Below are 14,157 nucleotides of genomic sequence, written 5' to 3'. Positions count from 1 at the left end.
CGGGCTTTCTATATCCGCTAAAAAAAGTTAGTTAAACAAAAACTCCCAGCAGATAAACGCTGGGAGTTTTTGTTTACAAATTTTGCTGACAGTATTTATAAGCTGTGTATGCCATAGTTACAACCCCAGTGATAATAGCAGATTCATCGACTTCAAATTGGGGATGGTGTAAAGGGTGGTTAATGATTCTTTCTTTGTAGCCGACACCCAAGCGAAACATGGAACCGGGGACGTGTTCCAAATACATAGAAAAATCTTCAGCACCAAGGGAAGGTTCGGGTAAGACTTGAACGCGATCGCTACTCCAAGCTTCTTCTGCGGATGATTGTAATAATTGCGTCAGGGCGTAATCATTTTGGACGCTGGGTACACCCTGGCGATAATTGACTTGATACTTTGCTCCGTAGGTATGACAAACATTAGATACAATGTTTTCAATCCAGTTTGGGAGATGGGCACGGGTTTCGGGATGGAGCGATCGCACGGTTCCCAATAACTGCACTTTATCAGCAATTATATTCGGCGCTCTGCCACCATTAATCTTGCCGATACTCAATACTACAGGACGCAAAGGATTTTGTGTCCGGCTGATAGCTTGTTGCAATGCAGTAATCACTTGGCAAGCAATCCAAATCGCATCAATCGCCTCATGGGGACGCGCCCCGTGTCCAGATTCTCCCATAATCAGAATCTCTAAATCATCAGCGGCGGCTGTTAATGCCCCGTAACGCACCCCAATAGAACCTGCGGGTATAGAAGGGAAAACATGAACCCCTAATAAAGCTGAGACGTTTTCCATCGCCCCATCTTTGACCATCCAGCTTGCCCCTTGAGCAATTTCCTCGGCTGGCTGAAATAAAAACCGCACTTTCCCACCCAACTCCTCTGCCACTTGAGACAGTACCATTGCCGTTCCTAACCCCACAGTGGTATGAACATCGTGACCGCAAGCGTGCATAATCCCATCAGCACGAGAGGCATATTCTAAATTAGTACCCTCTTGAATTGGCAAGGCATCCATATCAGTGCGAATTGCCAATAAACGGTCATTTTGGCCAGTGCCTTGAAGTTCTCCAATGACACCCGTTTTGCCAACTCCCTCTTGTACATGCAGCCCACTGGAAGACAAAACACCAGCTACGAAAGCTGCTGTTTGGTACTCCTGACCGCTGAGTTCTGGGTGAGAGTGGATGTGGCGGCGAATTTCAATTAAGCGAGGCGCTAGTTTTGCTGCTAAGTCTTTTATATGGGTAAGCATCGATTCAATTAATCTATAGGCTTTTTTCCCATGATAAAGAACTGTTAACAAACAAAATGCTTTTGCTATACAAGGATAGGGGTTTAGGAAGAAGCAGGGGAGCAGGGGAGCAGGGGAACAGGGGAGCAGGGGAGCAGGGGAGCAGGGGAGCAGAGGAGAAGTAGCAGTAAGTCTTTCCCCTGTGCCCCTCTGCCTCTTGTGCCCAATGCCCAATGCCCAGTTTATTTTGAATAGCAGGTTGTGCCTAAAGTATTTTCGGGTTTGAACTCGTTACATTCTCTGGGATTTGGACGCTCTAACGACCAGCCATAAGGTTTGTCGGAGGTGACAACACCATTATTTAAAGTTGTTAGTCGGTAGTTAGCCCCCCGAAAATTAGTAAATTGCAATTTGGCATCTTTTAAGTTTGCTGCTTCTAAATTGGCACTAATGAAGCCGGCAAAAGACAGATCGGCATTTTCCAGGGATGCTGATTTTAAATTTGCTCCTGTTAAAGAAGCACCACTGAGATTCGCCGAATTCAGAATCGCACCTTCTAAATTTGCACCGGTGAGATCGGCATTCGTGAGATTAGCTTGAGATAATGTAGCGCCGCTCAAGTCAGCCCCTCGCAAATTTGCTCCAGTTAGATTCAGCTTAGTTAGGTCAGCGCCACTCAAATTACACCGAGGACAGGCACTTGTTGCCTTCAACTGATCCAAGTCTAGCTGATTTAATGCAAGAGCCTGCTCTGCAAACCCTAAACAAGCTAACAGGGAGACGGTGGCAACAATCTTAAGTTTCATATTTTTTACTGATATTTACAAAAATGACAAGTTACGAACATCACGTACTGTCATCCTTACATATACCGCTTCTCTAAGGAAGTACAGGGATGAAGCATTGATTAAGAAGCTGTAAAAATACTATAAATTATAGTAGTAAGACTACTCAAACGGAAATATTGGCTATAGAATCAAATCGTAAGGAACTATACCGAACCAATTATAGACTACCAAATATGTGATCCCCCTAGCTCGATGAAAAATACGACTAGGGGGATCTTGTTTTTAGGCATTGGGGATTGGGGATTGGAGATTGGGCATAAGAAGCAGAGGTGCAAAGGGGAAAGACTTACTGCTACTTCTCCTCTGCTCCCCTGCTCCCTCATCTTCCCTGTCCCCTTGTCCCCCTGCTCCCCTGCCTTCTTCATCGCCATCCTAAAAGGCGCAGTCCAGGGACAATTAGGTAGTAACTCACTCCTAACCAGAAGCTGATAAAGAAGCCTACAGAGCCAAAAAAAGTCAGAGGCAAGTATAACTCTGACCAGGCTGGTTGACTAGTAAATTGGAAAATTGGAGGTGCTAACTTCAAAAGAATTAAAACTGCATAGGCGATCGCACTGCCAAAGGCCGCGAACACAGCGTACACTACATGATGGCTGCGAAGTCCTAAGCTCAAGGTGAGTAGGCAAACTGCCACTAAAATTACTGCCACTAAGCCCTCACCGCTATCTTTTGGAGTGATTAATTGCAAAATCAACCAGCCAAAGCCATAGCTAATCATGCCCATCAGGGAAGACACTAAAAACCGCCGCCGTTGACCAAAACACCCGGATACTGTCAATCCCCATGCCGTTCCCCAGCCTGCTACGACGAATACCAAAATATCTGCCCCGAAGACGGGTTGAGTATTTGGCACTAATTGGTTTAGCTGACTCCCAATAAATTCCACAACCTGACGCCCCAAGCTGGTACGATAGGCCAAAATAAAACCAGCGATCGCACCAAAACAAGCACCGATACTACTCAGGATCATCGCCCAAATCGTCGCCAAACAAGCTCGGAAAATTTTGATGATTGTCTGAGCGATAAAAATAACGGTTTTGGTAACAGCTTGGCTAAAGTTAGCTAAAACTTGTTCAATAGCTTGTGTTATCAGTGTAAATCTCTGGGAAACTTGCGTTGAGGCTTGCTTAAATTTGTCTTGTAGTTGAGCAAATAACCCTGGTGGCGGTAATGGTTGAGAAATCTTCGCCAAACGTTTTTGAATTATAGCTGCATTTGCTGGACGCGATCGCACATCCTCCTGCACCATCTCGTCCAGCAAATCTGCTAGTTGCGGGTTGACATTCACCGTAGTTCGCCAGCGTAATTTACCCGTTTGCTGATCTTCCAACTCTAGCGGGTATTTGCCTGTTAGTAGTTCAATCACCGTTCGACCAAGGGCATAAAAATCGGCACTTGGTCCAACAATACCTCCAGTCACTTGTTCTGGTGGACTGTAGCCAGAAGAAAATAATCGCGTGGAACTGGACTGAGAACGCAGCTTAGAGGCACTAAATTGTTTTGCCCCACCAAAATCAATTAGTACCAGGCGATCGCCCTCTGTTTGTCCTGGAGACGGGGTTACAGATGGCGAAGAAGTGCCCAGCATTAAATTAGAAGGTTTGATATCCCGGTGAAGAATCTGACGTTTGTGTAATTCTTGTAAAATCTGCACAGCTTGGGCAAACCAGTTTAAAACCAAATTCTCTGGACACCCTTGGGGAAACTTTTTTAATATCTCCTCTAAAGTCCGCCCATTGATTTTTTCCATTACCAGACAAGGCAGTTGGTGCGGTTTGGGATTAAACAGGTTTACGTTAAAATACCCATCATCATCGACAGTGGGGACACCTGGATGCTGCAAGCTAGATAAAACTGCCGCCTCTTGGGTAAATAATTCCAGTGCCTTGGGCGAATCTTCTACCAATACTTTCAATACTTTCTCAGTTTGAGTTTTTTCATCCCAAACTGTGTAGATTTGAGCAAATCCTCCCGATCCCAAGGGCTGAAGTGGAACATAGCGGTCTAACAACTCTAGCGGTGCGCCACAGCTGTTGCAAAATTTGTTTCCCCAAGGCTGAGGATAAGGACGTTGACAATCAGGATTTATGCAGTGAACCGCACTCTGAGTGATGTGGGACACAACCGCTACAATACAAAGGCTGACTTGATTTTAGCGTTTCTTTAGGTTTCCTGATTTTAAAATAGACAAAAGGAAAACCCTCATAAATTTTATGAGGGCATTCGTTTATATTTACAACAGAATTCAAGGAAGGTGAAGTACACAACGATTCGTGTCAAAGCAAGATATAAAGCCTGTTTTACTTCTGAATTCTGAATTCTGCTGTATGTCAGCCCTTAATTGCGAAAACTTCTCTTACTTTGTCTGTGCTTGGCAACTTCTTTGCGCTTGCGTTTTTCTAAGGGTGTTTCAAAATGACGATGCTTTCTCATGTCTGGAAAAATCCCCGCCTTGGAAACTTCTCGTTTAAATCGTCGTAAGGCTGACTCAATGTGTTCATTGTCACCTACAATTACTTGGGTCATTATTTCTCCTACTAAGTTGACTTCATCGATGGCTATGCAGGCGGTAACATTACAAAAAAAAGACAGACTCTTGTTTGTCTGACCTTAAGACTCTTGGTAAGTTTTTTGTTTCCAAGATTAGTAGCGTCCGCCGCGTCCACCGCCGCCGCCGCCATATCCTCCTCTGTTACCACCACCAAAGGAACCTCTATCACCTCTGTCTTCCTTGGGTTTAGCCTTATTAACTTTCAGGTCACGACCCATCCACTCAGCACCGTCGAGAGCTTCAATGGCAGCAGTTTCTTCAGCTTCAGTTCCCATTTCCACAAAAGCAAAGCCGCGCGGACGACCTGTTTCACGGTCAGTAGGTACTTGAACGCGCTTTACAGTACCATATTCTGCAAAAATACCACTTAAATCTTCTTGTGTAACGTCATAAGAGAGGTTACCTACATAAATTGACATCGATTCTCTCCAAAATCATCACTGTGTAGAGATTTTAATTTCTCTCAGAAGTCTGTAAATACTAAAAGGAAAAAGCCTTTCAATACTAAAACCAAAGACATCACTGAATTAACTCTCATAAATCTAGGATGACATACGAGCCAACTCTTTGCACCCAGTAGATAGTTAACCAGTGACGCGATCACACATAAGCGATCGCTCGCCCCCACATACCCTAAGTACAATCCACCGCAAAAAGGGGTTGGAAATGGAAGAAGATAAATTCTGTAGGGTGATATAGAAAATCAGACATGCAGGGGCGCATCTTTAATATCCGAATTGAACGTTTGACTGCATTAACCATGAAGCATTACTTCAAAATTTTAATACGAAAGGCAAAGTCAGGCAACAAATATAAAACTATTGTGACTTGTACTCTCTTGGAAAACCTGCTATGAAAGTAACTGCGATGCTTACGGCGGCAAGCTACGCGAGTCTTTTTCTTTGGCGCTAGCCTCTTTTTTTGGAAAAGGGGAGTAAGTGGCGTAATATCATGTTCGGCTAATTAACCCAAGTTGCAATGTTAAATTGCCGAACATCACCTTTCCAAGCTGTTTCCAATTCAGCTTTGACAACTTGAGCGGCCTCATCTTTGCCTAGTGCCTGCAAACTTGCCTGCAAGCCAAATAGAGAACGTCCATTATGGGGATACTTTTTTAAATCAGCACGAAAGACTTTCTCAGCTTCTCTATAGTCACCCTTAGCCAAAAGCACAGCACCCAAAGATTCCCGCGTCGGAAAATACCAGTCTGGTGGTTCCATATATTTCAGAGAATCTTCTGCTACTACTGCTTTTTCTAGTAATTGGATGGCAGATTCATAATCATGATTTTCTCTAGCAATTTTGGCGTCTAGAACTTTTGAGGCAATGTCTAAAATACTACTGGCGGGACTGAATCCAATGGTTGCTTTGGTGGAAATTCCCTGTTTGGCAGCCAGTAATGCCCGACTTTCACTTGCTGCATCTTCAAGTTTACCTGTGGCTGCGCTTGCCATACCGCGAGCAAAATGCCAAAGTGCTGTGGTAGTGGGCAATTTAGCTTCGGGAGCAGGAGTTTTTAAGATGGCATCCCAATTACTAAAGCGTGTCTGAATCAGCATTTTGCTGCCCAGGAATCCCTCAAGCATTGGTGCATACGGGTCAATTGCAGTAGCATTTGCAACTAATTTATCTGCGGATTTAAGAGCATCTTCATATCTTCCTGCCATGCTGCTGGCCACCATGAGGAAATGTACGTTGTGGTTGTAATACATCATGGGGTAAGTGCCCTGGACTTGATATTTTTTGATGTAAATATCATCTTGAGCGATCGCTTGCTCATTTGCCTGCATTGCCCCTTGATAATCTCCCACACGAAAATAAATATGAGAAGGCATGTGCACCAAGTGTCCCGCCGCTGGCGCTAGAGTTCCGAGTCGTTTAGCACTGACAAGGGCCCGTTCTGGAGAAGGTGAGGCTTCCACTGCATGGATATAGTAATGATTAGCTCCTGCATGATTCGGGTTACGTTTGAGAACTGATTCTAAAACAGCCACAATTTTTTCTGTATCTGGCTGTGGCTTGCCATCTTTAGTCCAATGCTGCCAAGGATGCAGATCCATCAGACTTTCAGCGTAAAGTGTCGCTGCATCCAAATCATCAGGATAGCGCTTGACTAGGTTTCCCATTGCTTTGGCGTAGTAAAGCGCTAGTTGATACAAATCAGCATCGGCATCTTGAGAGTAACGTTTTGCTAAGGCGGTAATGTAGTCTCGTTCTTGGGTGGAAGCTTGGGTAGAAAGTGCCAAAGCTTGCTGTACCGCTTGGTAAGCAGCTAATTCCCGATTGGGGTCTATTTCTGAATTAATGTTGGGCCCCAAGGCTAAAGCAACACCCCAATATGCGATCGCTAAATGCGGATCGAGTTTGGCAGCATATTCAAAAGAACGCACTGCCTCATCATGATTGAAAGCGTAAATTAAATTTAATCCCTGATCGAAAAACTCTTGGGCTTGGGGATTAGAAGTAGAAACTGGATGGTGGATTGTACCAAGTCCAGATATTAAGTTGTATGGCTGTTTTACTTCAGCATAGACATGTTGATGTAGGCTCTCGTCGAGAAGCGGCTTGTTGTCAGATATCGCCGCACTAGGAGCGACTAAAAAGAATATAAGCACCCAAACTAGAAATAAGTACTTCATTATTATTTTTCTTCAAGCTCTTTTTTAATATTCAAATGCCACAGTTTCTCTAAAGAAGCAACTTGTCGGCAAAAAACAGCAGCCCGGTGTTTCTTATAAAGATTAAACCCTACAAACACAATCATTGGAATCAAGATAGAATATCCGATGAAAATGTTAACAGATGAATCAGTTTGTATCCTAGAGTCTATATATTGGGAGTTGGGAGTTGGTTGAGTACTAGAATTTGATTGCATAAATATCTTCATAAATACTACAAGTAAGAAGCTATAAAGAAACGTGGATAATTGTTCCTGCTGTCTTTGAGCAGAAATTAGTCACAAGTTCTATTAGGTACTTCAAAGCCGCTGCTTAGACTTTTCAATGCCTTCTTCCACTAGCTAAACTATTCTTCAGTTAAAACCTGAAAAATTATGTTGATTTCTGCTAAATTTTGTGACAAAATCTTTATTCTATAAGCTACTACTCCTAAAGTATTTACTGAGATTTAAACTATTTTTAGTGTCGGTTATTTCTAATACTTGCTTAAGTAGTCAGAGTTACAGAAGTAATATACAGGCGATTGCACGTTCGTAAGTGACTGTTAAGAAAGATGTGACTAATGTATAACCAAGCTATTGGGGAGAGTGCCCGATAGGACGAGTGGCAATACTTCTCGGTTAGACATTTTTAATTCGGAATCGGGTTTTGGGAAAATGCTACTGGGTTTGGGTTAAAGGTTTTTTCTTTCCCCTTTTCCCCAAAACCCGAGAAGTATTGGGGCGGGTGGATAGTGTACTCGACCTAGATAAAAAGCGCTGTATTTACCATATCCAGTGGTAATAAGCCAAGTTGCGGTTTATGATTATGGCTGTCTACCTGAAGTGATAAATGATTTTGTCTGAAGATAGAACAATAGAATGATCCCTTTCCCTCTTTTGAATATTACTTGAATTTCCAAAGATGAATTTCAAGGTTAAATAACTATGTACAATGGACACAAATATTTGTTATAAAAATATCGTCAGATAGAAGATTTAAAAGTTTTATAGAAGTAATCTATAAACATTGCAGCGCTTTTCGAGCAAGCAAGAAGTAATCAACACTTAAACATACTTTAGGAACAAAAAATATGAGTATCGAAGATAAAGCAAAAGCTTTTGCTAAAAATGTCGAAGGAAAAGTACAAGAGGCAATTGGCGAAGTAACTGGCGATCCTAAAGATAAAGCTGAAGGTAAAGCTAAACAAACTGAAGCCCAAGTCCGTCACACCGCTGAGAATATTAAGGATGAAGTTAAAAAGACTTTAGAATAGTACAGCGCGATCGAGGTTTTCCTCGCTGTAACAAGTTGCTCAAGTAACTAAATTTTGGCGGTAATGTAATAGGTGAAACTTTATTTAGGAAGAAGGTTTAAGTTAAATAATTATTTACTGAACCTTCTCCCTTTATTAAGTCTGTTTTTTGCCTAAGATTTTCAGGGATTTTGACAATAGCGATCGTAAAACATTTTATCAATCTATTACTGATTTTTTCAAAGGTGCTAATTCATGATTAATATTTTATTTACCTATCTTTTAACAGACATCCCAACATCACAAGGTAACTCTACTTATTCTATTGTGCTGACAGCGTTATTAGGATTAGGCTTTATCGCTGCTGTGACTATAGGATCAATTGCCTGGTACAATTCCAAACGTCCTGTAGGTTGGGAAGATAAAGAACGTCCTGATATTGTTCCAGAAATCGATCGGTAATAATTTTTTGTTTGCCTACTTTTAGTTTTCGTCAGCTAAAGGTAGACGTATAGTAAATGTACTACCCTTGCCTGGTTCAGATGTCACATCGATTGTGCCTTGATGTGCTTCAATAATACAGCGAGATAAATATAGTCCCAAGCCACTACCAGAACGTTGGTGTTTCCCTTGACGAAATCGCTCGAATAATATTGCCTGATCTGGTTTAGAAATTCCTGGCCCTGTATCTCGGATATCAATATTCACAGCTACCGAAGTCAGATAACAGTGAATATTTACAGAGCCTTTGTCTGTAAATTTGATAGCATTGCCGATGAGATTTGTCAAAACTCGCCGCAGTTCTAAGCGATCGCCCATAATGGTGCTTGCAGTTTCACCTCGATCAATGTTTACAGCTAATCCTTTTTCTTCAGCTAAAGGAGTTAATTCTTGGGAAACTTCACTAACTAATTCCTGAATATTGCAGGGAGAAATTTTTAAGGTTTTACAGCCCGCTTCATGACGATAAACTTCTAACAAGGTATTTACCATTTCCAGCAGGTCTTGATTGCTGCCAATCATGGTATCAATTATCTCTTGCAATTGTGGCGAAACATCGCAAAACCTGCCTTCCAGCAATAATTTTAATACGCGGTTGGAGGCTACTAGCGGTATACGTAAATCGTGAGTAAAACGCGAAACAAAATCTGCCCGGAGGTTCGCCATCTGATCTCGTTCGTCGATACTATGCTTGAGGCGCAGGAGCGATCGCACTCTTGCATGTAGTTCATCAGGATCGAATGGTTTGCGAATGAAGTCATCTGCACCAGCGTCGAGTCCTTCAACAACGCTAGACTCATAGTGAGCCGTAAGCAGCAGAATTGGGATAAATGGCAACGCCTGATTCTGTCGGATGCGCCGAGTAAATTCATAGCCATCTAGCTCCGGCATCATCACATCTAAGAGAATTATGTCTGGCGGTGAATCTTCAACCATAACCAGAGCAATCTTGCTATCTTCTACCAAGCTAATTTCATAGTCCTCATCTTCTAGGACTGCTTCTAAGACCAGTAGATTGTCAAAAACATCATCAACAACGAGAATTTTATCTTTTTTGACAGTTTTAGGTAAAGACATGGCTAAATAAAAAAAGAAGTGCTTGGCTATCCCTCGCAAATCTAGTAATAGCTTACTTCACCAGCGCTGAGATTATTAAGGATTAACATTTTATTTTAGAGTTTCCTGATTTAAATACCTATTATCTACGTAATTAAACTGGTTTTTCCTTTCTTATATGTGCTATTTATTTAATTAGCATATTTTTTTGTAAGTATATTAGCAGCCTGAATTATCCAATTAATATCAGTGCCTTGGTGTTAGAGTGAGTTATTTTAGTCCCTTTCTGTGCATAATCCCACTCAAAGCAAGGGTAACTACTTGATAGTCACCTACTTTTGCTTGCTACCAGATTTTTCATGAAAAATTGTTTAGCATCAAACATCAAGCGTTAGGTTAATGTATAGAAATATTTTTTGATTAAATTATATTGTCATATCGAAACTCTTGCCTTAGAAAAGCTTACGAGATAAGGTTATCTATGTCTAATGGTAGATGAAGTTCAGGGAATAATACCAAACGCATTGCTTTTTGTATAAGATCCCGAATAGAAGAACGAGATTATTTTAATCTGTACTTTAGATAAATAACAGTAAAGTTAAGCAACTATGAGTGAAATCAAGATCCTTGTAATTGAAGATCACAACCTGACAAGAATCGGCTTGCGGTCTGCTTTACAAACCCAACCAGAATTTAACATTGTTGGTGAAGCAGCCAATGCAGCCGATGGCATCAAGCTTCTGAAAACTCTCAAGCCGGATGTTGCTACTATTGACATTGGTTTGCCTGACATGGATGGTATTGAGCTAACACGCACATTTAGGCAACATCAGGCAGAGAATGAGGACTACACAACAAAGCTGCTAATTTTAACGATGCAAAATAGCGAACAAGCAGTTTTAGCAGCATTTGCAGCAGGTGCAGATTCTTATTGCATGAAGGATATCGAAACTGAGAAACTAATAGAGGCTGTGCAAACGACTTATGCAGGTAGCTCATGGATCGATCCAGCGATCGCAGACCTTGTACTACAACAAATACGTCAAGATTTCCCTGATGGCAACAGAGGCGCATCTGGAAAAAGAGTCTTGATTGAAGGTATTGACCCAGATACTGAGAAAAGTATAGTCAGCTATCCTTTAACTCACAGAGAGATGGATGTTTTAGAGTTGATTGTCGCTGGCTGTGACAATGCAGAAATTGCTAAAAGGCTCTATTTAACAGTCGGTACTGTCAAAACTCATGTTCGAGGTATTCTCAATAAACTCTGTGTTGCTGACCGGACACAAGCTGCTGTCCGTGCTTTGCGGGCGGGATTAGTACCGTGAGCAAGTAAGTAACCATCATCAACAGCGTACACAACAACACTTAACAAATAAAAATATTTCTTTCCCAGTCTCCAGTCAATTGTTTTTCGGTCAAAGCAGTTAACTGGGACAAAGATTTATGAAGAAATTGTTACAAAGTTTAGTAGAATGACATAATTGACTAAATAAGTATTTTTATATACATACATGATAGCGGATCAATTTCCCTGGCTTACCGCGATTGTCTTACTGCCACTTGTTGCTTCGCTGCTCATCCCTGTGTTGCCTGATAAAGATGGTAAGCGCGTGCGGTGGTATGCACTAGGTGTAGGTATTGCAGATTTTGCATTGATGTGCTATGCCTTTTGGAAGCATTACGATGCCAGCAGTGCTAGTTTTCAAATGGTGGAAAATTATGCCTGGGTGCCTCAGTTAGGTTTTAACTGGGCGGTATCAGTCGATGGGCTTTCAGCGCCACTTGTACTTTTAGCCGGATTTGTCACCACACTCTCGATATTTTCAGCTTGGCAAGTTGATCACCGTCCTCGCCTCTTCTATTTTTTAATGCTGGTGCTGTATTCGGCACAGGTAGGGGTGTTTGTTGCTAAAGACTTGCTGCTATTTTTCATCATGTGGGAAGTAGAACTGATTCCCGTCTACCTACTAGTCTGCATTTGGGGTGGGCAAAGGCGTCGTTATGCGGCTACGAAATTTTTGTTGTATACCGCAGCTGCTTCTATATTTATTTTAGTCGCAGCCCTGGCAATGGGGCTATATGGCGGCGGTAATATGACATTTGACATCACCGCTCTCGCCAGCAAAGAATATCCCCTTGGTCTACAACTGCTACTTTATGCAGGATTGTTGATTGCATTTGGTGTCAAGCTTGCTGTTTTCCCCATGCATACTTGGTTGCCTGATGCCCACGGCGAAGCATCCTCTCCTGTATCGATGATATTAGCTGGTGTATTGCTGAAGATGGGCGGATATGGACTGATTCGCCTGAATCTTGAGTTGCTTCCCGATGCACACATTTATTTTGCGCCGATTCTAGCCATTCTCGGTGTTGTCAACATTATCTATGGTGCATTGAACTCCTTTGCTCAGACCAATATGAAGCGGCGTTTAGCTTATTCGTCGATTTCTCACATGGGGTTTGTACTGCTTGGGATTGCGTCCTTCACTGATTTGGGAATCAACGGCGCGATGTTGCAGATGATTTCGCATGGTTTGATTGCATCAGTGCTGTTCTTCTTAGCAGGTGTTACTTACGATCGCACCCACACAATGGTAATGAAAGATATGGGCGGTATTGGTCAAGCCATGCCCAAAGTCTTTGCCCTGTTTACAATTGGAGCGATGGCATCTCTGGCACTTCCCGGTATGAGCGGCTTTGCTGGCGAACTCTCGGTATTTGTTGGGATGACAAGCAGTGACGTTTACAGTTCTACTTTCTGCACCGTAACGGTTTTTCTCGCCGCTGTTGGAATTATCCTCACGCCGATTTATCTACTTTCTATGCTAAGAGAGGTATTTTATGGTCAGGGTGCAGCACTCATCTGCGACATTAATAATGCAGGCTTGGAAAATCAAGAAGATGAGGGAACAGTTTGTTTTGGTACAGACTGTCTCGTGCCAGAAGATGCAGTCTACGAGGATGCTAGACCCCGTGAGGTGTTTATCGCTGCCTGTTTTCTGCTGATAATTATTGGTATTGGTTTCTATCCCAAGATGGCGATGCAGATGTACGATGTGAAGACCGTTGCAGTCAATGCTAATCTTCGCCAGTCTTATGCCATAGTTTCGCAAACCAATCCCCAGATTTATGCTAAAGCACTCTTAGTTCCGCAAATTTCAGAGGTTGAGGTAGCGCCCGTTTTGGGAACTTTGAAGTAAGCTTTTTGAAATCTCTTCCTTCTGTGGAAAAGAGCGATCGCTAACTTAGATAACTTCTAGGTATATTTCTGAGGAAGAACAGAGGATTGATAGCCGATCACTATGGATAGGCTATCAATGCCAAATCATTCTCAGGATGCCCAAGATGTTTTTTCTGGAAAAGCTCCTTTTTTCCAATTTTGCCAAACCTTTACTGCTGCTCGTTGAAAAAATGCCTGCGAGTTCTGCTCTGGGGTTTCTTGAAGTTCCTTAATTTCTCCACTCAATTTATCTATCCATAAAGAGCCGAGACGATCTTCATGTGGGCCAAAGCGGTAAGTAACGCCGGTCTCATCCTCCTTTTCTTTTAGAATCAATACGTAAAAAGCCATAACAAATTAATGTGGTCTGTAAAAGTTGAATACTTCAGTTTTAACTCATTTGAGTTATGCTCATGTTACTGGGGGACTCCACAAACGACCAGAGCGTTCAGTAGCGTCATGAGCTGTACGGTAGTTAGTATGGAAAATGCCTTCAAACCTCGACTCAAAGTATTCATGTTCCAGTAGTCTCAAATCTTCAGGGTTAAAATTACCTCGCTGTAACCTAATCCAGGCATCTGCTATATCTGGATCAGGACTAAAGTGTTTAAATCCGAGATCGTAATCCAACTGGTGTTCATCATAAAATAAATGTTTTTTGATCCGACGAATGCGAAACTCTGCCCATCCAGTGTTACGTGCAATTTCTGCTATATCGTCAGCATCACGAATAGCATCATACGCTTCAGGAGCATACTCAAGAAAGCGCTTTAAATATTCCATTTTTTAAATTAGTTAATATAAATAGTCAATAATATATAATCCGATA

The 14,157-nt window shown here is 42.1% G+C and carries 14 protein-coding genes; 4 read left to right on the top strand and 10 right to left on the bottom strand.

What is annotated here, in order from left to right:
* Positions 1 to 73 precede the first annotated feature (73 nt).
* From HWQ40_RS12000 to HWQ40_RS11970, 7 genes are all read right to left on the bottom strand, one after another.
* Positions 74 to 1,258 carry a M20 family metallopeptidase gene (locus HWQ40_RS12000; RefSeq protein WP_292778030.1) on the bottom strand — a complete coding sequence of 395 codons (1,185 nt, stop codon included), beginning with the start codon at positions 1,256 to 1,258 and terminating at the stop codon, positions 74 to 76.
* A gap of 221 nt (positions 1,259 to 1,479) precedes the next feature.
* Complete coding sequence (locus HWQ40_RS11995) at positions 1,480 to 2,043, bottom strand: pentapeptide repeat-containing protein (protein ID WP_292777967.1); 564 nt, start codon at positions 2,041 to 2,043, stop codon at positions 1,480 to 1,482.
* A gap of 403 nt (positions 2,044 to 2,446) precedes the next feature.
* Positions 2,447 to 4,207: a serine/threonine-protein kinase gene (locus tag HWQ40_RS11990; protein WP_292777964.1), complete on the bottom strand. Its 1,761-nt coding sequence runs from the start codon at positions 4,205 to 4,207 to the stop codon at positions 2,447 to 2,449.
* Positions 4,208 to 4,422: 215 nt separating this feature from the next.
* Positions 4,423 to 4,611: a 30S ribosomal protein S21 gene (rpsU, locus tag HWQ40_RS11985; RefSeq protein WP_012407716.1), complete on the bottom strand. Its 189-nt coding sequence runs from the start codon at positions 4,609 to 4,611 to the stop codon at positions 4,423 to 4,425.
* Between the two features lie 117 nt (positions 4,612 to 4,728).
* Positions 4,729 to 5,055, bottom strand: a complete 327-nt coding sequence (locus HWQ40_RS11980) for an RNA-binding protein (RefSeq protein ID WP_190732485.1) — start codon at positions 5,053 to 5,055, stop codon at positions 4,729 to 4,731.
* Positions 5,056 to 5,595: 540 nt separating this feature from the next.
* On the bottom strand, positions 5,596 to 7,275 hold the full coding sequence (locus HWQ40_RS11975; protein WP_292777962.1) for a hypothetical protein: 1,680 nt from the start codon (positions 7,273 to 7,275) through the stop codon (positions 5,596 to 5,598).
* Between the two features lie 2 nt (positions 7,276 to 7,277).
* Entirely contained in the window at positions 7,278 to 7,511 is a 234-nt protein-coding gene (locus HWQ40_RS11970) for a hypothetical protein (protein WP_292777960.1), read from the bottom strand.
* An 875-nt stretch (positions 7,512 to 8,386) separates the two neighbouring features.
* Between HWQ40_RS11970 and HWQ40_RS11965 the strand changes: the two genes are divergently transcribed.
* Entirely contained in the window at positions 8,387 to 8,569 is a 183-nt protein-coding gene (locus HWQ40_RS11965) for a CsbD family protein (RefSeq protein WP_292777958.1), read from the top strand.
* A 234-nt stretch (positions 8,570 to 8,803) separates the two neighbouring features.
* Positions 8,804 to 9,010, top strand: a complete 207-nt coding sequence (locus tag HWQ40_RS11960; RefSeq protein ID WP_292777956.1) for a hypothetical protein — start codon at positions 8,804 to 8,806, stop codon at positions 9,008 to 9,010.
* Between the two features lie 21 nt (positions 9,011 to 9,031).
* Here HWQ40_RS11960 and HWQ40_RS11955 read toward each other — a convergent pair whose 3' ends face one another.
* Entirely contained in the window at positions 9,032 to 10,126 is a 1,095-nt protein-coding gene (locus HWQ40_RS11955) for a hybrid sensor histidine kinase/response regulator (protein WP_292777953.1), read from the bottom strand.
* 587 nt (positions 10,127 to 10,713) lie between these two features.
* Between HWQ40_RS11955 and HWQ40_RS11950 the strand changes: the two genes are divergently transcribed.
* Entirely contained in the window at positions 10,714 to 11,433 is a 720-nt protein-coding gene (locus HWQ40_RS11950; RefSeq protein WP_292777950.1) for a response regulator transcription factor, read from the top strand.
* Positions 11,434 to 11,619: 186 nt separating this feature from the next.
* On the top strand, positions 11,620 to 13,308 hold the full coding sequence (locus HWQ40_RS11945) for an NAD(P)H-quinone oxidoreductase subunit 4 (protein WP_292777948.1): 1,689 nt from the start codon (positions 11,620 to 11,622) through the stop codon (positions 13,306 to 13,308).
* A 131-nt stretch (positions 13,309 to 13,439) separates the two neighbouring features.
* On the opposite strand, the gene HWQ40_RS11940 is transcribed toward HWQ40_RS11945, so the two are convergent.
* On the bottom strand, positions 13,440 to 13,679 hold the full coding sequence (locus HWQ40_RS11940) for a hypothetical protein (protein WP_094342344.1): 240 nt from the start codon (positions 13,677 to 13,679) through the stop codon (positions 13,440 to 13,442).
* Between the two features lie 60 nt (positions 13,680 to 13,739).
* Complete coding sequence (locus HWQ40_RS11935) at positions 13,740 to 14,111, bottom strand: hypothetical protein (protein ID WP_292777946.1); 372 nt, start codon at positions 14,109 to 14,111, stop codon at positions 13,740 to 13,742.
* Positions 14,112 to 14,157: the final 46 nt, after the last annotated feature.

Origin of the sequence: Nostoc sp. NMS9 (assembly GCF_017114995.1) — a bacterium.
Lineage (GTDB): Bacteria > Cyanobacteriota > Cyanobacteriia > Cyanobacteriales > Nostocaceae > Nostoc.
Note: the sequence above shows the minus strand (reverse complement) of the source record. Positions and strands in the feature narration are given on the sequence as shown.

Bases quoted from the DNA above. Each gene is read 5' to 3' on its own strand.
- HWQ40_RS12000 (WP_292778030.1), bottom strand. From the start codon at position 1,258: ATGCTTACCCATATAAAAGACTTAGCAGCAAAACTAGCGCCTCGCTTA.
- HWQ40_RS11995 (WP_292777967.1), bottom strand. From the start codon at position 2,043: ATGAAACTTAAGATTGTTGCCACCGTCTCCCTGTTAGCTTGTTTAGGG.
- rpsU (WP_012407716.1), bottom strand. From the start codon at position 4,611: ATGACCCAAGTAATTGTAGGTGACAATGAACACATTGAGTCAGCCTTA.
- HWQ40_RS11980 (WP_190732485.1), bottom strand. From the start codon at position 5,055: ATGTCAATTTATGTAGGTAACCTCTCTTATGACGTTACACAAGAAGAT.
- HWQ40_RS11975 (WP_292777962.1), bottom strand. From the start codon at position 7,275: ATGAAGTACTTATTTCTAGTTTGGGTGCTTATATTCTTTTTAGTCGCT.
- HWQ40_RS11970 (WP_292777960.1), bottom strand. From the start codon at position 7,511: ATGCAATCAAATTCTAGTACTCAACCAACTCCCAACTCCCAATATATA.
- HWQ40_RS11965 (WP_292777958.1), top strand. From the start codon at position 8,387: ATGAGTATCGAAGATAAAGCAAAAGCTTTTGCTAAAAATGTCGAAGGA.
- HWQ40_RS11960 (WP_292777956.1), top strand. From the start codon at position 8,804: ATGATTAATATTTTATTTACCTATCTTTTAACAGACATCCCAACATCA.
- HWQ40_RS11955 (WP_292777953.1), bottom strand. From the start codon at position 10,126: ATGTCTTTACCTAAAACTGTCAAAAAAGATAAAATTCTCGTTGTTGAT.
- HWQ40_RS11950 (WP_292777950.1), top strand. From the start codon at position 10,714: ATGAGTGAAATCAAGATCCTTGTAATTGAAGATCACAACCTGACAAGA.
- HWQ40_RS11945 (WP_292777948.1), top strand. From the start codon at position 11,620: ATGATAGCGGATCAATTTCCCTGGCTTACCGCGATTGTCTTACTGCCA.
- HWQ40_RS11940 (WP_094342344.1), bottom strand. From the start codon at position 13,679: ATGGCTTTTTACGTATTGATTCTAAAAGAAAAGGAGGATGAGACCGGC.
- HWQ40_RS11935 (WP_292777946.1), bottom strand. From the start codon at position 14,111: ATGGAATATTTAAAGCGCTTTCTTGAGTATGCTCCTGAAGCGTATGAT.